Source organism: Maribacter aquivivus (assembly GCF_900142175.1).
Classification (GTDB): Bacteria; Bacteroidota; Bacteroidia; order Flavobacteriales; family Flavobacteriaceae; genus Maribacter; species Maribacter aquivivus.
This window is the reverse complement of sequence record NZ_FQZX01000001.1, coordinates 1,256,899-1,279,610: the sequence shown is the minus strand read 5'-3', so window position 1 is coordinate 1,279,610 and position 22,712 is coordinate 1,256,899. Positions and strand designations below refer to the sequence as shown.

At 34.7% G+C, this 22,712-nt stretch carries 23 protein-coding genes; 18 read left to right on the top strand and 5 right to left on the bottom strand.

What is annotated here, in order from left to right; translation table 11 throughout:
- Positions 1-36: 36 nt before the first annotated feature.
- Complete coding sequence (locus BUC31_RS05450) at positions 37-369, bottom strand: single-stranded DNA-binding protein (protein ID WP_073241954.1); 333 nt, start codon at positions 367-369, stop codon at positions 37-39.
- Positions 370-623: 254 nt separating this feature from the next.
- Complete coding sequence (locus tag BUC31_RS05445) at positions 624-1,310, bottom strand: GNAT family N-acetyltransferase (RefSeq protein ID WP_073241953.1); 687 nt, start codon at positions 1,308-1,310, stop codon at positions 624-626.
- Positions 1,311-1,518: 208 nt separating this feature from the next.
- On the opposite strand from BUC31_RS05445, the gene BUC31_RS05440 reads away from it, so the two are divergent.
- On the top strand, positions 1,519-3,000 hold the full coding sequence (locus BUC31_RS05440; protein ID WP_073241952.1) for a sensor histidine kinase: 1,482 nt from the start codon (positions 1,519-1,521) through the stop codon (positions 2,998-3,000).
- A 21-nt stretch (positions 3,001-3,021) separates the two neighbouring features.
- On the opposite strand, the gene BUC31_RS05435 is transcribed toward BUC31_RS05440, so the two are convergent.
- Positions 3,022-3,657 carry a chloramphenicol acetyltransferase gene (locus tag BUC31_RS05435; RefSeq protein ID WP_073241950.1) on the bottom strand — a complete coding sequence of 212 codons (636 nt, stop codon included), beginning with the start codon at positions 3,655-3,657 and terminating at the stop codon, positions 3,022-3,024.
- Positions 3,658-3,849: 192 nt separating this feature from the next.
- On the opposite strand from BUC31_RS05435, the gene BUC31_RS05430 reads away from it, so the two are divergent.
- The 4 genes from BUC31_RS05430 to BUC31_RS05415 all read left to right on the top strand — a co-directional run bounded on the left by BUC31_RS05430 (position 3,850) and on the right by BUC31_RS05415 (position 7,399).
- Positions 3,850-3,972, top strand: coding sequence for a CDGSH iron-sulfur domain-containing protein (locus BUC31_RS05430; RefSeq protein WP_084134999.1), 123 nt, complete (start codon positions 3,850-3,852; stop codon positions 3,970-3,972).
- 76 nt (positions 3,973-4,048) lie between these two features.
- Positions 4,049-5,341: a Zn-dependent hydrolase gene (locus BUC31_RS05425; RefSeq protein ID WP_073241948.1), complete on the top strand. Its 1,293-nt coding sequence runs from the start codon at positions 4,049-4,051 to the stop codon at positions 5,339-5,341.
- A gap of 6 nt (positions 5,342-5,347) precedes the next feature.
- Positions 5,348-5,791 carry an SRPBCC family protein gene (locus tag BUC31_RS05420; protein WP_073241947.1) on the top strand — a complete coding sequence of 148 codons (444 nt, stop codon included), beginning with the start codon at positions 5,348-5,350 and terminating at the stop codon, positions 5,789-5,791.
- Positions 5,792-5,848: 57 nt separating this feature from the next.
- Complete coding sequence (locus tag BUC31_RS05415; RefSeq protein WP_073241946.1) at positions 5,849-7,399, top strand: M20/M25/M40 family metallo-hydrolase; 1,551 nt, start codon at positions 5,849-5,851, stop codon at positions 7,397-7,399.
- Between the two features lie 4 nt (positions 7,400-7,403).
- On the opposite strand, the gene BUC31_RS05410 is transcribed toward BUC31_RS05415, so the two are convergent.
- Entirely contained in the window at positions 7,404-9,992 is a 2,589-nt protein-coding gene (locus BUC31_RS05410; protein ID WP_073241945.1) for a cyclic nucleotide-binding domain-containing protein, read from the bottom strand.
- A gap of 202 nt (positions 9,993-10,194) precedes the next feature.
- Between BUC31_RS05410 and BUC31_RS05405 the strand changes: the two genes are divergently transcribed.
- The 9 genes from BUC31_RS05405 (at position 10,195) to BUC31_RS05365 (ending at position 17,427) form a co-directional block, all read left to right on the top strand.
- Positions 10,195-13,350, top strand: a complete 3,156-nt coding sequence (locus tag BUC31_RS05405; RefSeq protein ID WP_073241944.1) for a WD40/YVTN/BNR-like repeat-containing protein — start codon at positions 10,195-10,197, stop codon at positions 13,348-13,350.
- An 8-nt stretch (positions 13,351-13,358) separates the two neighbouring features.
- The gene (locus BUC31_RS05400; RefSeq protein WP_073241943.1) at positions 13,359-13,931 is read left to right on the top strand and encodes a pentapeptide repeat-containing protein; all 573 of its coding nucleotides are present in this window, start codon (positions 13,359-13,361) and stop codon (positions 13,929-13,931) included.
- A gap of 3 nt (positions 13,932-13,934) precedes the next feature.
- Positions 13,935-14,153 carry a DUF6500 family protein gene (locus BUC31_RS05395; protein WP_073241942.1) on the top strand — a complete coding sequence of 73 codons (219 nt, stop codon included), beginning with the start codon at positions 13,935-13,937 and terminating at the stop codon, positions 14,151-14,153.
- 7 nt (positions 14,154-14,160) lie between these two features.
- Positions 14,161-14,718: a nuclear transport factor 2-like protein gene (locus tag BUC31_RS05390; protein ID WP_073241941.1), complete on the top strand. Its 558-nt coding sequence runs from the start codon at positions 14,161-14,163 to the stop codon at positions 14,716-14,718.
- A gap of 13 nt (positions 14,719-14,731) precedes the next feature.
- Positions 14,732-15,298: a hypothetical protein gene (locus tag BUC31_RS05385; protein WP_073241940.1), complete on the top strand. Its 567-nt coding sequence runs from the start codon at positions 14,732-14,734 to the stop codon at positions 15,296-15,298.
- 233 nt (positions 15,299-15,531) lie between these two features.
- Positions 15,532-16,038, top strand: coding sequence for an outer membrane beta-barrel protein (locus BUC31_RS05380; RefSeq protein WP_073241939.1), 507 nt, complete (start codon positions 15,532-15,534; stop codon positions 16,036-16,038).
- Between the two features lie 114 nt (positions 16,039-16,152).
- Positions 16,153-16,533, top strand: a complete 381-nt coding sequence (gene gloA2, locus BUC31_RS05375; protein ID WP_073241938.1) for an SMU1112c/YaeR family gloxylase I-like metalloprotein — start codon at positions 16,153-16,155, stop codon at positions 16,531-16,533.
- Positions 16,534-16,584: 51 nt separating this feature from the next.
- Positions 16,585-17,076 carry a DUF6265 family protein gene (locus BUC31_RS05370; RefSeq protein ID WP_073241937.1) on the top strand — a complete coding sequence of 164 codons (492 nt, stop codon included), beginning with the start codon at positions 16,585-16,587 and terminating at the stop codon, positions 17,074-17,076.
- Positions 17,077-17,427, top strand: coding sequence for a hypothetical protein (locus BUC31_RS05365; protein WP_073241936.1), 351 nt, complete (start codon positions 17,077-17,079; stop codon positions 17,425-17,427).
- Positions 17,428-17,516: 89 nt separating this feature from the next.
- Here BUC31_RS05365 and BUC31_RS05360 read toward each other — a convergent pair whose 3' ends face one another.
- Positions 17,517-17,981, bottom strand: a complete 465-nt coding sequence (locus BUC31_RS05360) for a CBS domain-containing protein (RefSeq protein WP_036151428.1) — start codon at positions 17,979-17,981, stop codon at positions 17,517-17,519.
- A gap of 120 nt (positions 17,982-18,101) precedes the next feature.
- Between BUC31_RS05360 and BUC31_RS05355 the strand changes: the two genes are divergently transcribed.
- The 4 genes from BUC31_RS05355 to BUC31_RS05340 all read left to right on the top strand — a co-directional run bounded on the left by BUC31_RS05355 (position 18,102) and on the right by BUC31_RS05340 (position 22,523).
- Positions 18,102-20,384, top strand: a complete 2,283-nt coding sequence (locus tag BUC31_RS05355; protein ID WP_073241935.1) for a M28 family peptidase — start codon at positions 18,102-18,104, stop codon at positions 20,382-20,384.
- Entirely contained in the window at positions 20,377-21,183 is an 807-nt protein-coding gene (locus BUC31_RS05350; RefSeq protein WP_084134947.1) for an SDR family oxidoreductase, read from the top strand. The genes BUC31_RS05355 and BUC31_RS05350 overlap by 8 nt, the downstream gene beginning before the upstream one ends.
- Before the next feature lie 125 nt (positions 21,184-21,308).
- Complete coding sequence (locus BUC31_RS05345) at positions 21,309-21,683, top strand: hypothetical protein (protein ID WP_073241934.1); 375 nt, start codon at positions 21,309-21,311, stop codon at positions 21,681-21,683.
- Positions 21,684-21,818: 135 nt separating this feature from the next.
- Complete coding sequence (locus tag BUC31_RS05340) at positions 21,819-22,523, top strand: tetratricopeptide repeat protein (protein WP_073241933.1); 705 nt, start codon at positions 21,819-21,821, stop codon at positions 22,521-22,523.
- The last annotated feature ends 189 nt before the right edge of the window (positions 22,524-22,712 follow it).

The following is a 22,712-nucleotide window of genomic DNA, read 5'->3' as shown; positions in this document are numbered from 1 at the left end:
TCACTTCGTCGTAGCTGCTCGTGAAGACGTATCAATCTACTTCCCCAACATCAGCAATTCATTACACCTTACTTCTGTGATATATCTTTTCTCCCCTTCTTTTGTTTCATAAGAACGATGGGTAAGTTTACCTTCCACGGCAACTTGCTTTCCTTTGCTTAAATAGTTCTCTACAATCTCAGCTGTTTTTCCCCAGGCAACAATATTATGCCATTGTGTATCATCAACTTTTTCACCTTTCGCGTTTTTATAACTATCTGTAGTGGCGATAGAAAATTTAGCCAATTTGGTGCCACCTTCTAAGTTTACGATTTCTGGGTCTTGCCCTAAATTACCAATCAACTGTACTTTGTTTTTTAATGCGTTCATCTCTCTAATTTTTATGGTTTAACAGTTCATACTATCAAGTCATTGTGACTCGACACTGCAAACCTAGAACAGCATTGAAAGATTAATCGGTTTGCAAACGCTTACTTTCGTTTGTTATCGTTTACAGTCGTTTAAAAACTTTTATATAACTAATAATCAGATATTTTAAAAAATTTAAAAATGAAATAAAAAAGGGATTAATTCATTAAATCATTAAAAAATACGAAAATATTAACCTTAGAAAATGAGATGAATCAAATTTTACGATACATCCACCAGTTCATATCCCTTGTTAATTCATACCCTAATTTCTGATAAAGTGGTATAGCCAAGTTACCTTTATTGGTATGTAGAATTGGCTTTTTATTATCTTTTAAAATTTGCTTTGTAGTGTGCGCTATGAGTTGTTTTGCCAGTCCTCTTTTAGTATAATCTGGGTGAGTTACAACGGCACTTACTTCTACAAATAGGTTAGTTTGCATTCGCTGACCGGTTATTGAAACCAGTTTTCCATCCTTAAAAATTCCGTAATAATTACCCATTTCAAAAGTTCTTCTACGATAATAGCCAGGCATAACCAACCAGATTAAGTCATACACCTCATCAATATATTCATTGGTCAATAAAACAATATCATCTGTGATTGAAACTTCCGGCAGTTTATTTAAAACCATTTGACAACCATCTATTTTTCGTTCTAAAACAATTTTAGTCTCATCAATAATCGGAATTTGATTCTCTGAAACGAAGAAGAAACTATCAGTCGTTTTTATATATTGACTAGCTGCCTTTTCGGTTTTTGATGCATCGAAAAAAGATCCAAAAGTGCACACCTCTTGATCATAGAATCGTACTCCGTCATATTCAACAAGAAACCTTTTATGTGTTTCATTTAACGAATACCAAACGGGATTTTTAAGTTGTTCTATGAGTTCTGCCATTTCAATCAGTTTTCTATGTTGTGCAAAATATTCATTCCTGAACAAATCAAACTTTAAAATAAACAAAAACTCCAAAAATTAAATCTAACATCTAATATTTTGGACGAAGCTTAAAATACCTTTACGCTTTCTCAAGAAAAAACTCTAACTTATAAGTTCAGAGATATTTAAACCAATCTCTATATCATAAACACCTGTAAGCTTTAGTATGGATATTTTGAACTACAAGCAATTTACTACTATACTATTCACGTCAATTTACGGCGTTTTTGGTATTTATCACTTGTTATCTTATATAGTCCTAAGACACAAAATCTTACTATACTATTTTATTCTAATCATTGGTTTGACGCTACATTATAGCCTCATTTTTATTTATGAAGGTTCGTTTAGTGAACAAGCAAAGTTAATGGCTTACAATGTATCCCCAATCACGGCAGTCATTTCCACTTTTGGACTATTAATGTTCACAAAGAGCTATTTAAACATATCTCCAATTAACCACCGAACACTGTCTTCAATTTATAAAGTGTTTATCATAATTTTAGTAAGTCTACCTGTAGTATACATATTAAATCATTTTATAATAAAGCTTGAATGGATACGTAATATTACAATAATGGTAGCTGCAATGACAGCATTATCCACTACCCTACTTTGTTTATTTTCAGGATTTCGATTATATAACACTGAAAAATTCAACAAGTATTATTTGTACTCATACACCCCGTATCTTTTCGGTTCAATTCTTTATATAGCAGCCTGGTTTTCAAAAAATTATTATCAAGTAGAAACCGATGGTGTCATATTAATTACCTCAGTGTTAGTGACATTACAATTAATTTTGTTCTCCATTTTAGTTAGTTATAAGTTTAAATCTATTGAAGACCATAATATTAATATGCAGGTTGAAGCCAACGATAAACTTGCAACCGAAGTTGAAAAACAGACCAAACATTTACAAATAGCAAAAGAAGATTTAGAAAAACAAAATGAGGAACTTGAAAAAGTAAATAAACTTAAGAACAAATTATTTTCACTACTTACCCATGATGTTAGAGGACCGCTTAATAATGTAAGTACGATTATTGAAATGATAGAAAGTCAGTTAGACGAAAGTGAGCTAAAAGAGATTACCAAAAAATTAAAGAATGAAGTAACTGATAGAATTTCTATGGTTAATGTATTACTTGATTGGTCATACAAACAATTAGAAGGCGTCACTTTAGACAAAAAACTATGCAATTTAGAAACTCTTTTTAATTCAATAAAAAACGAATTTCAAAGAATGGCAGATGATAAAGCCATAGAAATAGAGCTAGACATTTCTTGTCAAGAACTCGTTATTGATGAAAACATGCTAAAAGTAATGCTTCGCAATTTAATTTCTAATGCTATTAAGTTTAGTAAGAGAGGTCAAAAAGTAATATTATCATCTCAATGCACTTCTGATAGTGTTGAAATAAGGGTCAAAGATTTTGGATTGGGAATGAATACTGATTGGCATAATCAGTCAGAAAACAATAATCAAACTACAGTTCGCGAAGGCACCAATGGTGAAAAAGGTACTGGTTTTGGCTTAATGATCACTAAAGATTTTGTAGAAATGAACGATGGTGAAATCATATGTAAAAGTGAAATCAATAAGGGTACAGAGATTATTCTAACATTTAAAACTTTAAGTCAATAACTCTAATCACTTGACCAAAAATTAAGCTTCACCATCTAAAGACATAAGCCTTTGAAACTCGGCAACGAACAAACCAACCTCATAACCATCCATTAAAGCATGGTGCACATGTATTGATACCGGCATAGACCTATGCTCACCTTCACCCGTCATTTTACCAAAAGAGATCTTGGGGCAGCTATCTGCAAATTCAAAATGTCGTGCATGAGAAACCGAAGTAAAATCTAGCCATGGCATGCTAGAACAATGTAATACGTTGATACCGCAAGTGGGCAATTCTAGTCCCGTTGACTTTTTAACCTCTTCAATCACTTTATTGGCAGCGTCTCTAAATTCATTAAATGACTCCTCATATTCAATATAAGAAAAACCAAATGTTCCGTTATCTCTACCAATGGTTGGCGATGCATGCACCTGATCATACTTGAAAACCTTACCATCTTCAATTCGATATTTAAACGGAGTTATGGCATTGGCAGCCTTTAAAGTTCTATGTAAATAAATCAAGAAAAATGAGTTGCCAGATTGTTTCGCATAATCATAGGCTTTAGAACAATTCACTTTTACGGTTACCCCATGAAAAGGTTCGCTGAACTGTGAAAAAAACTTAAAATGACCTGCCCTATTCCATTCCTCAATATTTAATTCCTTCTTCATTAATATATGCTATTTCAAATTTTAATTTTCATCACTGACTATGGCAATAAATATACAACCTCGATTCGTATTATAAAATTGGGTTTATAAACTACCATATAAAAAATCAAAACAATTATTTAATAATTCGCTATTGCCATAACTCTCAAAACAGGCATTTTTTGATTACCTTAAAACCTTTAAAATATGTAGATTCAATTAGCCTCTGGCGAAATTGTCACAAAAGAAGGTACTACAGGATTTTGTCATTGTGGTGTTTCAGAAAACAAACCATTTTGCGATGGATTGCACAGAAAAATAGAATGGAAAGGTTAATCAATAGTTTATAATTCTAGCTCAACTATTTTTGGAATATTTGCAGAATAATACAAACACTTTAGCACAGAGAAACATGAAAAAATATAAGAATATAATCGCTATACTTTTAATTGTTAGCCCATTATTAGGTATTGCTCAAATGTCGGTGAATCAAGAGCGATTAGAAAAACGCATTAAGGATCTTGCCCAGTTTGGCATACAAGAAAATGGAGAAACCGAACGTGTTGCTTTTAGTGATGCCGATGTTGCTGCCCAGCAATGGGTTATTGAGCAATTAAAAGCCATGGATATTGAAACCCATATTGATTTTGCCGGTAATGTAATTGGGATACGAAAAGGCACAAAACCAAATATGAAACCGATTTCATTTGGTTCACATATTGATCGCGTTCCGCATGGGGGTAATTATGACGGCTGTGTTGGTAGTATGGCCTCTTTAGAAATTCTTAAGGTGCTAAATGAAAACAACGTTAAAACAAAACACCCATTAGAAATTATAATCTTCTCTAATGAAGAAGGTGGTGTTGTAGGTAGCAGAGCGATTGCCGGGCATTTGAAAGAAAGTGCTTTTGCTGTTAAAAATTCTACAGGATACAGCATTGGTGAAGGTATGATGAGATTAGGTGGAGACACCACCAGACTTGCAGAAGTTGCTCGTAAAAAAGGAGAAGTCGCTGCTTTTTTAGAACTACACATTGAACAAGGAGGCACTCTTGAAAAAGAAAATTTAGAGATTGGAATAGTAAAAGGTATTGTGGGATTAAAATGGTGGGATGTAGAATTTAACGGTTTTGCTAACCATGCAGGTACAACACCAATGAATGCAAGAAAAGATGCATTATTAGCAGCCTCAAAATTTATCATTGCGGTCAACGAAGTTGCCACAAGTTTCGATGGCACCCAAGTTGCTACAGTAGGTAGAATAAAGTCAGAACCAGGCGCACCTAATGTAATACCTGGTCATGTTGTTACGAGTCTTGAAATTAGAGATTTGTCTTCTGAGGTTATTGAAAAGGTATATACTGCAATCAAAAAAAGAGCGGAAGAAATTAGCAAGGAATCTGGCGTAGATATCACTTTTAACAAACTAGATACTACAGCAGACCCCGCAATTATGGATTTGACCATACAATCTGAAATTGAAAAAAGTGTTCAATCTCTTGAATTGAGTTACAAATCGATGCCAAGTGGCGCTGGTCATGATGCCCAAGACATGGCACTTATTGCCCCAACGGGAATGATATTCGTTCCCAGTAAAAATGGCATTAGTCATTCTCCTAAAGAATTTACCTCTGCAGTTGACATGGTAAATGGCGCCAATGTACTTTTGCAAACCATATTGGCATTAGACAAGAAACTGAAATAACCATTTATGAAAGACAATGAACCCATAATTGTTACGCACCTTTTTAATGCTTCCTTAGAACAGGTATGGGAGGCATTAACGAATGTGAAACAAATGCGGCTATGGTATTTTGATGTGATTACTGATTTTAAACCGGAAGTCTCTTTTCAAACAAGCTTTCTGATTATGAACGAAGGGCGAAATTTTACGCATAATTGGAAAGTAACGGAAGTAATTCCTCAATCAAAAATTAGTTATCGTTGGACTTTTGACGAATACCCTGGCGAGAGCATTTCTACATTTAGGCTCTCAAAAGAAGAACACCGGACAATACTTACAGTTACAAGTGAAGTTTTAAAAGAATTTCCAACAGACATCCCCGAGTTTAAAAGAGAAAGTGGTGTAGCGGGGTGGAAGTATCTGATTAAAAAAAGACTTTTTGAATTCTTACAGAAATCCATTAAATTTTAATATCCTTCTTAAGACCTTAAATTAGTACCTTAGTTCAACTAACAAACTATCTTGAACATGAAAAAAGGACTACTCTTTGGTGCATACTTGTTATGTGCCACTTTCGGATTTTCTCAATCCACCGAAGACATTGTAAATGCCATTGAAAAAGAAGGTATTGAAAACTCTCAACTAGAGCAATTAGCTTACGAATTAATGGACCTCAACGGTCCACGTTTGGTAGGCACTCCAGAAATGAAAAGCGCACATGATTGGGCAATAAATACCTATAAAAAATGGGGTATTTCTGCTGAAAACCAACAATGGGGTACTTGGAAAGGTTGGCAAAGAGGTGTTACACATGTAGATATGGTATCGCCACGAGTAGCATCACTTCACGCTACACAATTGGCATGGAACCCAGGTACAAGCACTAAAGGTGTTACCGCATCTTTAATTACATTACCTAGTTTCAAAGACTCATTATCATTTGTAAAGTGGCTTCCTAGTGTGAAAGGAAAAATAGTAATGATTAGCATGTTACAACCCACAGGTAGACCTGATGAAAACTGGGAAGAATACGCGACAGAAGCATCCTTCGAGAAAATGAAAGCGGAGCGCGATTCTATTGAAAAAATATGGAGACAAAATATTAATAATACAGGATATACGAGTAGAAATATCAATTCTGCATTTGAAAGAGCAGGCGCAGTTGGTATTGCACAATCCAGATGGTCTGAAGGCTTTGGAGCTAACAAAATTTTCAGCGCAGGTACAGATAAAATTCCTGCTGTAGATATTTCTTTAGAAGACTACGGTATGCTTTACAGAATGGTAGAACATGGTGCAGACACTAAAATTAAAATAGTGGCGGAATCTAAAGATTTAGGTGTAGTACCTACTTTTAATACTATTGCAACCATACCTGGCACAGAATTCCCAGATGAGTATGTTATTCTTTCTGCTCATTTCGATTCATGGGATGGTGGTACCGGTGCAACGGATAACGGTACAGGAACAATTACCATGTTAGAAGCTGCTCGTATTCTTAAAAAGGTATATCCGAATCCTAAACGAACGATTTTAATTGGTCATTGGGGAAGCGAGGAACAGGGATTGAATGGTTCTAGTTCATTTGTTCAAGATAATCCAGAAATTGTAGCGGGTGTACAAGCTGTTTTTAATCAAGATAATGGAACTGGTCGCGTTGTTCGTTTATCGGGACAAGGATTTTTACATGCCTACGATTACTTAGGGCGTTGGTTAGAAGCTGTACCTGAAACGTATAAAAATGAAATAGAAACTACCTTTCCTGGGTCACCTAGTCGTGGTGGATCTGATTATGCCTCGTTTGTAGCAGCAGGTGCTCCGGCTTTTTCTCTAAGCTCTCTTAGTTGGGATTATTGGAATTACACATGGCACACCAATTTAGACACCTATGACAAGATTGTATTCGATGATGTGCGTAACAATGCCATACTAACTGCTATACTTACCTATATGGCTTGTGAAGATCCAGAGAAAACATCGCGCGAAAAAGCAGTATTAGGTATTAACCCTAGATCTGGTGAAAAAGGAGAATGGCCAACACCAAGAACACCACAACGTAAAGGTGGGCAAGACGAATAAATAATTATAATTGATTTTCAAGCTCAAGGCTATCCGCTGCTTGTAGTGCTTTCTTTATAGCAGTACTCCACAGTGCATAGCCTTGCTTGTTTAAATGCAATCCGTCAGAAAGGTATAATTCTGGTATCGGTCTGTTATCTGTGGTAATCATCTGTGCAAAAACATTGATGTATTGCGCATTTAATTCTGTGATGAAATATTTGGACAACATTAAATTTGTCTCCATAATCAGTGGAATTAAAGCTTCACGCTCTACACTTGGTTTTAAACTAATTAACGCCAATTCTGCATCGGGATATTTGTTAGTTATCAATCCCACCAACTCCATACAACCAGAAAGTACCTCTTGCGGAGTTTTACCACTATTTAAATCATTCTCCCCAGCGTACAATACTATTTTAGACGGATTCGCTTCAGTAAATATCTCATCGAAATAATGAATACACCAAGCAAATGTAGACCCGCCAAAACCGAGATTCACCACATTGAAGGGACTAAGATCTCGCTTCATGTTCACCCACAAACGCACCGAAGAACTTCCGTAGAAAGCTATCAGATTCTCTTGGGTCGGTAATTTAGCTACTCGTCTTTTAAGCCTTTTGATCTCATTACACCAAATAGCAGGTGGCTCCTCTAAACTATCTGCACCCGAGCTAGACACATTCAATTGTTCAGCTCTTTCAATCGCTTCTTGTACATAGCCTTGATATTCCGCTTGGTATTGCTCCATAAACGCATATAAATCTTCATTACTTTTAGAAGGTACTTTTTCACTCAATAAAAAGGGTTCTTTAATAGCACAGTAATATAAAGATTTGCCAATTCTATGGTCAAAATTTACCATGACTACAGGTATTATATAAGGCTCTGGCTCAGTATGTAATGCCAATTTAAAAGCGCCCATTTTAAAAGGGCCGGGAGATTCGTCTGTTCTGTAAGAAGTGCCTTCAGGGCTTATAATTAAATTGTATTTCTGTTTTAAATGTTTAGATGCTTCACTGTAAAATATACTTCTTGCCTCTTCTTTTCTATTATTAGAAGTTTCATCAGATTCTTTAGTATACACATTAATATAACCAAGGTTGTCATAATAATTCTGATGACCGTATTCTTGTCCCTGCCCTATTCTAACTGTTCTTATACCCGGTTCTTGATATTTTTTATATAAGACCATAGCACTTAGAAAATGGGAATCTAGCGTAATCTGAAAATTATTGTTTAAGGTATAATGTGGGTCATTGATTAAGTGGTTATAGATGAAAATATTACCGGTATCATTAGGCAAATTCTCCCAACCTTCAATAATATAGGGCACGTTTTTAAACACCTTCATGGTCAACTCGGCGCAAACCTTTCTATTTTGCGTAGCATCTTTACTGTTCTTTTCTGCTACATTCTCATAAATCTGCTGTAAACCGCTTATAAACTCATGCTCTTTTTGATCTTCACCCAGCAGTTCTAAACTTAATGAGGCAATATGCCGTTCTAACGCAGTTCCTTTTTTTACCAAGCTAGTTAATGCATCATAAGCAAATTGTTTGGTAGTGTTACTTTTTAGAAGATGAGGCACTTGATGCAACGGTGACGACAACAATAATCGCGATTTATTATTCTTGATCAATTGATAAACGGCCTGCAGATTGTGCTTACCCAACAAGCCAACATAACGTACAAAAGCAGCATTTAATTGGTTGCCCATTAACCACAATAATCGCTGATAAAACTGACCTTCAAAAGCATCATCTAGCTGAAACAATTTCATTAAATCGCCTTCAGGAATAAAATAAGCAGAGGTCTTCGTGTTCGTAATAGCAGAGCAAATATCTTTCTCCTTCAATAGGCATGACCACCCAAATACAAATCCGGAATTTTTAATGGAGCGTTGTTTGATCTCTATGGTATTTTCTATTCGCTTAACCGTAACTTCCCCATGTATAAGAATAAACAATCCGTTACTAGAGCCATCTTGCACATACAAAACTTCATCTGGCTCATACTCTCGTCGTTCTGCCAAAGCAGCCAACGCCATTAAGTTCTTTTCTTCAAAATAATCTAGAAAAGGCGAGCGTCTCATTAATGAAACAATCTCTTCTTGCTCGGCAACAGGTGATATAAAAAATTGTCTATCTTCAACAAAGGGTTGAAACCGTACTGGACTCAACAATTCCGTTTGTTTGGTTAAAGCCGTATGCAGCACACGGTACAATTTTGCACCAATATTTTTAAGTAAAATATTCTGATGTCCTTTTTTCAGATAAGCTTCAAGCTCTTGAAATGGTATTTCAAAGAATGACGCTTTTGGTGAAGCAACAGTAGCTTTATAGGTAAATCGCTTGGGCGTATTAAATCCGTTTAAACCAATAGTAGAAAAAGGTTCTGAGTTTTGGCAAACAAGAATATCGCTATCAGGGTTGTCAAGTGAAATATAGTAGTTGACACTACCTTCTAAGAGCCATCTAAAAGTCTCGACTTTTTTATGAATATAACTGATAGCATAACCTTTGGGATATGTTTTAAAACTTCCTTTAGGGAAGTATTCTTTTAATTTTTCTGTCGTTATTTCTTGCTTTAAAACTCTAATTTGGTGTGTCATACTTCTTCTAACTTAACCAGATAAAAGCGAAAAAAGAAGCTGCTGGTTCATTAAAACAAATTCGTCATTTTAGCAAATTAATATTGGTTAAAACCATAAAAATTAAGCCCATAAACTTAGAATAACCAAATTCATTTCATACACTATCTTTTTACAAAGGCTTTTATTATCTTCCCTATTCAACAACAAATCAGACCACACCATGAAAACTATTAGACTTCTGCTCGTGCTTATTATTTTGGCACCTTTAGCTTTGCAATCTCAACGCAGAAAAAACAAGAATACCGAACCAACTATTCAATTAAAAGATTCGCTCTTCACCGGATTAAAATGGCGAAATATTGGTCCGTTCAGGGGCGGAAGAAGCGTGGCATCGACTGGAGTTCTAGGTCAACCAATGGTGTACTACATGGGTACTGTAGGCGGAGGAATTTGGAAAACTACGGATGACGGAATTACCTGGAAAAATATTTCTGACGGATTTTTAAAAACAGCTACTGTAGGTGCAATCTCCGTTTCTGAAAGCAACCCTAACATTGTAATTGCAGGGATGGGCGAACATGCTGCCCGTGGTGTAATGACTTCTATGGGCGACGGCGTATACAAATCTACCGATGCAGGTAAAACCTGGAAGCATATGGGACTTAATGAAACAAGGCATATTTCTGATGTAATTATTGACCCTAAAAATCCTGATATCATTTTTGTATCTGCCCAAGGAGCACAATATGGACCTTCTTCTCAACGAGGAATCTATAAGTCTACAGATGGTGGTGATACTTGGAAAAATGTACTGTTCGTTGATACCATAACCGGGGCTTCTGCTTTATCTATGGATATGACCAACCCTACCATTTTATATGCAGCTATGTGGCAACACAGACGTTTTCCTTGGACGATGGAATCTGGTGGTAAGAACTCAGGTATTTACAAATCGACAGATAGTGGTGAAACTTGGGAACAGTTAAAAGAAGGGTTACCTAAAGAAATGGGTAAAACAGGTATTTCTGTTTCCAGAGCTAACCCAGAGCGTGTATTTGCTGTAATAGAAGCTGAAGGAGAAAAAGGCGGCGTATACCGCTCTGATGATGCTGGTAAAAAATGGACTTTAATAAATAAAGACCGCATTAACATTACACGTTCTTGGTATTACATGGAGATTTTTGCCGACACCCAAAACGAAGATATTGTTTACGTATTAAATGCACCCGTAACCAAGTCAATAGATGGTGGTAAATCATTTTCTTCCCTACCAACACCACATGGCGATAATCACGATTTATGGATAGACCCATTGAATAATCAACGTATGATTAACTCTAATGATGGAGGATCAAATGTTTCTAACAACGGCGGAAAAAGTTGGAGTACTCAAGAGAATCAAAACACAGCACAATTTTACAGGGTTATTACAGATAATCTAGTACCCTATAATGTATACGGTGGTCAACAAGATAACTCTACCGTAGCGATTGCCTCTAGAACAAATGATCGTGGTATCGACTGGAAAGATTGGTATGCCGTTGCTGGTGGCGAAAGTGCATTTTTAGCCTTTGATCCAGATAATCCTGAATTAATATATGGTGGAACGTACCAAGGTAATATTGATAAGTGGGATGCAAATACCAAAGAATCTAAACCTATTAAAGAATACCCTGAATTAGGTTTGAGCATATCACCAGAAAATGCAAAGTACCGTTATAATTGGAATGCCCCGATTATTACATCGCCACATGACAGAAAAACAATTTATCATGGTGGTAATGTTGTTTTCAAATCAACAGATGAAGGTCAAAGCTGGTCGGTTATAAGTCCGGATCTAACAAGAGATGAAAAAGACAAACACGGTCTTGGCGGTGGTCCGTTTACAAATGAAGCTGCTGGTGGTGAAATATATAACACCCTAACTTACTTGACAGAATCTCCACATGAAGAGGGTGTTATTTGGTCTGGTAGTGATGATGGACTAGTTCATGTTACAAAAGACGGTGGCGCAAACTGGGTGAATGTTACACCCACTGGTGCCAAGGATGGTATCATTAACAGTATTGAAGTCTCTCCTCATGACCCAGCGACAGCATATATTGTTCTAATGCGCTACAAATCGATGGATTTTGCCAACTACATCTACAAAACAACGGATTACGGAACCACTTGGACAAAAATCACCAATGGCATAACAGGCGATAATACATTTACTAGAGTTGTACGTGCAGACAAAAAAATTAAAGGACTACTTTACGCAGGTACAGAGACTGACTTATTTGTTTCCTTAGATGATGGCTTGCATTGGCAGCCATTGCAATTAAATTTACCCTTGACTCCAATTAATGATTTAGTTATTCAAGATAATGATTTGGTTGCTGCAACGGCTGGTCGTGCATTTTGGATTTTAGATGACTTAGCTGCTATACAGAATAGCACTACCCCAAAACAAGAGCTAAACATTTTTAAACCAAAAGACACGTATTTGTTTGTTGGAGGTTCTAGTGAAAAACCAGTTCCTGGTTTGGGCAGCAATCCAAAAAGCGGAGTAACTTTCGATTATTATTTAAGCGAAACACAAGACAGTACAGAATTAAAATTGGAAGTACTGAAAGATGGTAAGGTAATTAGAACCATAACCAACCAAAAAGATAAGAAATTCAAATCTTGGCCAGGCGGTCCGGCAAAGCCAGCTATTCTAGCTTCAAAAAAAGGATATAACCGTTTTACTTGGGATTTTAAAAGAGAGCTTTTACCTGCTGTGGACAAGGTTTTTGTACTAGGAGGGTTAAACGGTTCAACTGTTGGTCCGGGAGACTACATTTTAAGACTGACTCTAGGTGATCAAACTACAAAAACTACCGCAACTATTTTACCACACCCAAAAGTGAAAGCTAGCATGGCAGATTATGCCAAGCAGCAAAACATGATGACAACCATAGAAGCAACTGTCGTAGAAATACACAATGCGGTAAACGATATGCAATCGGCTAAATCGCAATTAAAACAATATGGTAAATTACTTGTAGATAACACGAAAGCAGAAGCTCTTTTAACACAGGGCGATTCTTTGACTAAACGCATTACAAATTGGCAAGAAAATCTAATTCAGCCTAACCAGAAAACCTTTCAAGATGTGATTAATTTTGAAAATAAACTGAATTCACAATTACTGAATCTAAGAGGTTATATCGATACTGCAGAACCAAAGGTTACCGCTGGTGCAAAAGAGAGATTAAAAGATCTACTAGCAATGTGGAATACATTTAAAATAGAGCATGATGCAATCATAAATACAGAAATGAAGTCCTATAATGCTTTGTTTCAAAGCTTAGAAATTCCGGCAATCATACTATCTGAAAAACAAAACTAAAACAGGTTGTGCAGAACTTAATACTAGACAAAACCTTTAAAGGGGGAAATTACACTGCTACCAGATTAGCTAGAGCAGAATATGAAAATTGCATTTTTGAAGGATGTGATTTTTCGAAAGGTTATCTAGACAACCAAATTTTTTTAGAGTGCGAGTTTATAGATTGTAATTTGAGTAATGCCAATATTGTAAATACCACTTTCAAAGAAGTGAAATTTTCGCACTGTAAACTTATCGGGCTAGCATTTAATACCTGCAATGCCTTTTTGATGGATTTGTCTTTTTTTGATTGTAATTTAAGTTTTGCAATCTTCACAGAATTAAAGTTAGCAAGTCAAGTATTTACGTCTTGTAAACTTGAAGAAGCTGATTTTGGAGATTGCGATTTAAGTAAATCAAAATTTGATGAATGCAACCTAGAAAGAACCGTTTTTGGGAGAACTAATCTGCAAAAAGCAGACTTTAGCACCGCAACAAATTTTAGTATAGACCCTGATAACAACACAATCAAAGGCGCTATCTTTTCTAGAGATATGCTCGAAGGGTTATTACATAAATACAAATTGAAGATTTTAGAATAAAAAATGAACAAAGAAATAATATCAAAAATCATTGAAGTCTGTGATGCCAAAATTGCTGCAAAAGGGGAAAATGTAGGACTTTCATTCTATGCCTTTTTCAAAAACAAGAACGACAACCCAGAACTTTTAATGGAAGTTGCACAATGGTGGATTATAGAACATAAACTGGATCATTTTGAAAAAGCACTAAAAATTAAAGAGATGGTAAAGGCCATTAACTGAAACATAGATGAAAAACGCATTTCTTATCCTATTCTTAATAGTTGTACTAACTAGTTGTGATAATAAAAAGTTAAGTCACAAAAAGACTGTCAATAGATATTACAAAGCTTTTGACTCTGGCGACTTCAATAAATTAAAAAGGGTGATACATGATAGTATTACCATAGTTTCCGGAGACTTTATAACGCCTTTTGACAAGGATAGTTTTTATGAATTCTATAAATGGGATTCCATTTTTGAACCATCATATGAAGTAATTGATTTAACTGAAGAAAACGATAATGTAATTGCAACTATCAGTCAAAAGAATATTCGTAATGAGTTTTTAAAAAACAATCCTTTAAAATTAAATGTTAAGGTCTCTTTTGCATCAGGTAAAATTACAAAACTTGAAGAGCTAGATTACATTGGCGTAAATTGGCAAGAATGGAATCAAGAGAAAGATTCTTTAGTCAATTGGATAAAAGTAAATCACCCAAACCTAGATGGTTTTGTGAATGATATGACTAGGAAAGGTGCAATTAATTATGTGAGAGCAATTGAATTATATGAGGGTCGGGAATAGTTAGAGTTTAAGGATGATAAAAAAAATTATTTATTTATTTCTCTTTATCGTTTCAACGATTGTTATTTCTGGGTTGTATGGAATTATACACAATCAAATTACTTATACCATATCAAGTGAGTACTTTACCCTTTTTAAATTTATTCAACATCATCTACCTGAATACTTTACACAACCAGCAAGATTAGGGGCAGGTATAGTAGGTTGGAATTCTACTTGGTGGATGGGTCTAATTATTGGGATTATTCTAGGCACAGTATGGATATGGAATGATATTCTTACAATAAAAGATAGATTTAAGGCATTAGGAACAGTTTGCATTATTGCTATTACATTTGGTATAATAGGATATTTTATTTCTTATATTCAATGGCAACCAGAAAGATATTATGAAGTCATTAATTTTCCTAGCTATGGAGAAATCATTGATAATTCGCTCCAAAAAATGAACAACCCATATGCATTTTTAAGAGCAGGAACAGTTCATAATTTCAGTTATCTTGGTGGTATTATCGGCTTACTTATTGGATTCTTCCAACTTTGGAAAAAGTATAGCTCAAACTTAAAATTGATTAATTAAAAGCACAAAACCAATATTTCAATTTTTCAAATAGTTTTAAGAGATTGGATTTAATGACTGAAATTAATAATTGAGCAAGTTATAGCAATCTACTTTCTTGCTTATTCCTATACTTACATAATTAGACAATTAATAAATATTAACATTTATAATAATTAATTATCTTTCGCACATATTTACACTTAAATATCAAAACAACATTTATTAACTTACTATTAGTCAAAACATTAACCATGAAAAAAATCACTTTATTAATAGCCTTATTTACTATTGGCTTTACGTACGCACAATCACCTTTAGAAGAAGGAGCATTACAAGCAAATGCAGGATTTGGCTTTTCAGGATGGGGAACTCCTATTTACGCAGGTTTAGAATATGGAGTAGCACCGAATATCTCTGTGGGCGGCGAATTATCTTATCAAACTTATTCCGACAATAACGGAATTAATGAGTTTAAACACAATATCTTCGGTATAACAGGAAATGGTAATTATCACTTTAATGAAGTATTTGAAATTCCAAGTCAGTGGGATTTGTATGCAGGTGCTAATTTATCTTACTATAGCTGGTCTACTAAATTTAACGGAAATACTTTCAATGATTATGACAGTGATAATTTCGGTATAGGTTTACAAGTTGGTGGTCGTTATTTCTTCGATGACAACTTTGCAATCAACCTTCAAGTTGGTGGTGGAAACGTTGTAAGTGGAGGTAGAATCGGAATCACTTATAAGTTATAAGAATATTTTTTACAATAATATAAGGGTGGCTTACAAATATGTAAACCACCCTTTTTTGTTTTACAAATTTGATAGCCAACATACTTTTAGAAAAAAAGTTTTAAATTAAACCCAATGAACAAAGTACACCATACCGCTATCATCTGCTCCAACTACGAGGTTTCTAAAGAGTTTTATACTGAAGTTTTAAACTTAGAGATTATTCGAGAGGTATATCGAGAAGAGCGACAATCTTACAAATTAGATTTGGCATTAAAAGGTGAGTATATCATTGAATTGTTCTCTTTTCCAAATCCGCCAAAAAGACCGTCTAGACCAGAGTCTTGCGGATTAAGACATGTAGCATTTGAAGTAGATAATTTAGAAAAGATAATTGCTCATTGCAAAAAATACGATGTAATTGCAGAACCAATTCGTATCGATGAATTTACCAACAAGCGATTTACTTTCATTGCAGACCCAGATGACTTGCCCATAGAGTTTTATGAGAAATAAGCGAAGCCGTTTGTAAACGTATAATTTGTATCTTGTTGCAAATACTAGATCATGAAATTACTTCTACTTTTCTTACTTTCCTCAATGTGTTTGCTACAAGCACAAAATACAGTTTCTTTTGAAGAAGGAATGATGAGTCCGGCTGCAACATTGAACAATATAGAATGGCTTGCGGGACATTGGAAAGGAGAAGCCTTTGGCGGAATTGCTGAGGAAATATGGTCTCCGCCTGCAGATGGTTCAATGATGTTCTCTTTTCGATTACTTGACAAAGGGGAAGTAAGTTTTTATGAATTTGGTCATCTTATTGAAATTGATGGTACGCTAATTCTACAACTTAAACACTTCGATACTAATTTAAGCGGTTGGGAAGAAAAGGATGAAAACATAGATTTTAAGCTAGTAAAAATAGAAGGGAGTAAATATTACTTTGATGATTTTACTATTGAACGCATATCTGACAAAGAAATAAACATGTATGTTGAGGTTGGTGAAGAAGACGGATCATCGAACGAAGTCACCTTTAATTACCACAGGCAATAGATGAAAAAGGAATGTTTAGAATGTGGAAAAGAAGTCATGGGCAGAGTCGACAAAAAGTTCTGTAATGATTATTGCCGCAATACATATAACAATAAAGTAAACCCAGACAGCAAAAACCTTATTAGAAACATCAATAATAAGCTTCGCAAAAACTACCGAATTCTTGATAGTTATAAATTAAAAGACGGTAAAACGAAAACTACGCGTATGCGGTTAATAGATAAGGGTTTCGATTTTGACTTTATCACCAATCTATACACCACAAAAAAAGGTACTACATATTACTTTCTATATGATTTAGGCTACCTACCATTAGACAATGATTTTTATATGATTGTAAAGAGGGAATAGTTGGTTGTTGGTTGTTAAACACTTATAAAAAAGTCTCCTAAAAGGAGACTTTTTTATAAGTTAACTTCTTACTTCTTACTTAATAACATCTATTTCCAATTATGACCACTTAATTTAAGTGCGGCCACAACAATATCTTTTCTACTTATTTGACCTACCAATATTCCGTTTTTCATTACTGGCAGTCTTCTTCTATTGTGTTGTGCAAAAATACCAGCTGCATCAAAAATTGAAATATCATGAGGAATCGTTTCTACTGACTTCGTCATAAAATTCTCTACACTCTTATCTAAAATTGGCTGATTAAAATAGCGACTTTCAGAAATCTGTTTCATACAATCGGCTTCAGAGATGATACCTACTAGAAATCCGTTATTATCTAAAACTGGTCCACCAGAGATATGATGTTTGGCAAATTTCTCCATTACAGCTAAAATTGAATCATCTGGCGAAAAAGTGATTAACTTAGTAGTCATATAATCAGCGACCAGTATTGGGGCTTCAAATTCCTTTTTAAATACTTTTCGAACACCTTGAAAGCTTTTGATTCCCATGATAGTTTATTTAGAGGTTGATTACTAAAGATAACAAATAAAACGTATTTTACTAATAATATTCGATGTATACCTATTTATACTCAATATTTTAGGACTTTTTAAAAGAATATCATAATCATGAGAAAAACACCAACCGTATTAACTTTACTTCTTATTATCCTTGCCACTTATTGGAGTTTTAGAGTACTACTACCACAATATAATGAGGGCGAAACGGTCGTAGAAACTGAGTTTTCTACAGATAGAGCCTTGCTACATGTAAAAGAAATATCCAAAGAACCGCATGGCGTTGGGTTTCCTGCACACACTACCGTTCGCAATTATATTACCAAAGAACTTCAAAAATTAGGCTTAGAAACTTCTTTACAAGAAGGCTATACCGCTGGCGATTGGGGTAATTTAAGTAAAGCCGAAAATGTATTGGCGCGTATTAAAGGGAGTGAATCTGGTAAAGCTCTATTATTATTAAGTCATTATGATAGCAACCCACATTCATCATTAGGTGCTAGTGATGCAGGTAGTGGTGTCGCTACAATTTTAGAAGGCGTACGGGCTTATTTAAAAACTAATAACACACCTAAAAACGACATTATAATTCTCATATCTGATGCTGAAGAGTTAGGACTTAACGGTGCCGATTTATTTGTAGATAAACATGAATGGTTGAAAGATGTTGGCTTGGTTTTAAATTTTGAAGCTCGTGGTAGCGGCGGACCAAGTTATATGTTGATGGAGACCAACAGGGGAAATAGCAAATTAATTTCTGAATTTATCACAGCAAATCCTGAGTTTCCTGTAGCGAATTCACTTGCCTATAGTATTTACAAAATGTTACCTAATGACACTGATCTAACCGTATTTAGAGAAGATGGGGATGTAGAAGGTTTCAACTTTGCGTTCATTGATGACCATTTCGATTATCACACGCAAATAGATAATTATGAAAGATTAGACAGAAATACGTTGGCTCACCAAGGTAGCTACCTTATGCCTTTATTAACCTATTTCAGCAATGCTGATATCACCAACTTAAAAAGCCTTGATGATAATGTATATTTCAATGTGCCCTTCTTTAAAATGGTGTCACATCCATTTACTTGGATCATACCCATGCTAGTCATTGCCATTATCTTTTTCATAATCCTATTAATCTCTGGATTCAGAAAAAAAGTGCTGAATGGAAAAGATATTTTAAAAGGATTTATTCCCGTGCTTTTCACCTTGATCGTTAATGGAGTTGTAGGGTTCTTCAGTTGGCAGTTTTTAAAATGGCTTTACCCAGCCTATAGTGATATGCTACATGGTTTCACCTATAACGGTCATGCCTATATATTTGCTTTCACCCTATTTTCATTAGGCACTTGTTTTTATGCCTACTATAAATTTAAGGTGATTAAAACAGCTAATTTACTAGTCGCTCCATTTATTATATGGATGATCATTTGCGGTCTTGTGGCTGTGTATTTAAAAGGTGCTGCATTTTTTATTATACCAGTATATAGCTTTTTGGTTGCCTTTTATGTGCATATCAATCAAAAGAATCCGAATGCATTTTTATTGGTATTTCTGGGTATTCCTGCAATATTCATATTCGCACCGTTCGTAAAAATGTTCCCGGTTGGCTTAGGTCTTAAAATGCTTGTTGCCACTACCCTATTGACAACATTAATATTCTTTTTATTACTGCCATTAATTACCAAATACAGAAAAAAAGGTGCTTTGGCATTTCTAAGTTTCCTATTATTTGCTGGCTTTATGGCATCTGCACATATGGATTCTGGTTTTACCAACAACAGACCAAAACCAACTAGTTTGTTGTATGTTTTAGATACCGACGAGAATAAAGCAAAGTGGGCAACTTACGAACATCGACCATCTGACTGGACTTCGCAATACATCACCAAAAAAGTAGCAGACAGTCTTCTTTCTAAAAAAACCATAAGCAGCAAATACGGTTCTAATTTTACGTTTACAAATGAAGCTCCGTTAAAGAATGTACCAAAACCAACTATTGAGGTACAACTAGACACTATTGCAAATAACATTCGTACAGTTAATTTATGTATTACTCCTAATCGACCTATAAACCGGCTGGAAGTTTTTATAAATGATGTAGATATAGTAAAGGCAGATGTAAACGGCATAGAACTTTCTGAGCATTTTCTTAAAAATAGAAATAGCGGCAGGCTGATTACCCATTATATAAGCGATAAAAATTATACGGATATTATACTAGAAGTCCCGCAGAATCAAGAATTGGAACTTACAGTTTATGAAGCTTCTAATGATTTGCTTGAAAATGGATTGTTCTCGATACCGAAGCGAAAAGAAAATCAAATACCAATGCCATTTGTACTGAACGATGCTATACTAACCATACAAAAAGTAAAATTTGATTAAGAAAATAGGTGTAATTGGTTGTGGATGGCTTGGATTGCCTTTAGCTGAAAGTTTAATTTCTAGCGGCTATACAGTTAATGGAACTTCTACTTCTGACGAGAAATTATCAATCTTAAGGGAGAAAGGCATCACTCCGTTTAAAATAGCTTTATCGGAAAATAACATCAATGGTGATATCGATGCATTTCTTAATTCGGTTTCAGTACTTGTTATAAATATTCCACCGAAATTAAGAGGAAAAGGTCCTAAAGAAAGTTATATCGCAAAGATTACCTTACTGCATGAGGCTATTAAAAAATCGGCAGTAAAAAATATCATATTTGCAAGTAGCACGGCAGTTTATGGTGATACAGAAGGTACAGTTACCGAGAAAACAGCACCTGAACCCACCACTGAATCTGGCATACAATTAGTACAATGCGAAGACCTTTTAAAAAAGGATAAAGAGTTAAATACAACAATCATTAGATTTGGCGGATTAATTGGACCAAATAGACACCCTGTTACAATGTTATCCGGTAGAGAAAACCTTAGTGGTGGTAACGCACCTGTTAACCTAATTCATTTAGATGACTGTATAGGTATTATAAAAAGGGTTATTGAATGCGACCATTATAATGATGTATTGAATGCTGTTTACCCTGAGCATCCAACGAAAAAAGAATATTATACGCTACAAGCAGCTAAAAGAGGCATACCAGCGCCAAAATACTCTGCTACTGGCAAAAATCAAAAATTAATATCATTTTGTAGTATTTTTCTTATTAATAACTATAACTTTCTTACATCTATAAACTAACCCTTCACCACACTTAGCTTCCCTTTCACAACAAATACCTAAAAACAGCGTTAATATATTGTTGGTTTTCAACTACTTATCGACGTATGACATACCTTTGTATAACAATATAAAACCATAATATTATGAAGAAAGATAAATTACGGGAGAGGGTTTTAGTTGAATTAGAGAAGCTCATCTCCCTAAGTTGCAAGAACCCAAACGGTTCTAAAAAGTACGAAGAACTACATATTGCATTATTGAAAAAATACTATAATGCAACAAATGTAACCATAGACTATCATCGCCATAGAATTAAAATGGAGGTTATAGAAGACGATAGTCTATATGATCCAAAAACGGTAAATACCTATTTACCAACGTTTTACACAAACTTGTTATTTAACAACTTGTGCAAGTTTCTAATTTCATGTGTTGAAAAAGACAATAAGAGTATTGGCTTTTATACACAGCTTTTAAATTCTTTTAAAAAATCTAATAACAGATTAGAAATAGCTTAAGAGTTTAAAAACTAGTAAAGTTTTAAAAAGGCGCCTTGTAGGGCGCTTTTTTCATTTCTAACATTTAAACCTTTCCTTAACAGGATCATACAGATTATTTTAATAGTTTAGCGCACTTTAAAAAGAACAAGAAAAATGAAAAAATCAGTTTTAATAGTAGTAGCTGCAATATTATTCTCAGGTAGTTATGGATATTCACAAACTAAATCAGAATTATTAAAGCATTACGAAGCATTTTATGACCAAATGCGTTTACAAGGTGATGTTGATGGTGTAATCAATGCATTGACACACTTAAATATCTTATCTCCATCTCAACAACGCAATGATACACTTGCATATATTTATGCAAATGACAATCAACATTTACAGGCACTAAACATTATCGGAATAGAGAAAGTAGATTCTGATTCTAATTTAGCAATTCAAGTAAAAGCGGTTTCATTAAAAGCATTGAATCAGCCAAAAAGAGCCTTAGAGCAGTTTGAAGCATTAAATGCAAGAGAGCCAAATGCATACCTTGCCTATGAATTGGCAGATTTAAAAGTACAAACTGGCGATAACGTTGGTGCAATGAAGCATGTTGAATATGGTATTAAAAATGCTACAGATGACATGACATATGCATTTTATGAGCGCCAACAACCTTATGAAGTTCCTTTAAAAGCTGCATTTATTCATGTAAAAGCACTTATACTATATGGTATGGATAAAAATAATATTGATCAAGCAATTGCTACTTTAGACGAGGCATTGGCAATTGACCCTAATTTCAACTTGGCTAGTTTAAGCAAACAAGCCTTGACTTCTAGAAAAGAAGCTCCTGAAGACAAAAAGTAATCATGAAATGTTATTGAAACAAAAAAGGCGAATCTTACAGATTCGCCTTTTTTGTTGATTTATTATTAAGCTCTTTTAAGAGCAAATCATTTGGTACAGTTATAAATAATGTACCTCTTTCATATGCCGTTCAACATCCTTTAAAATTCTTAAAACTCAAAAACCTTCATTTGTGCATTAATCAACGCA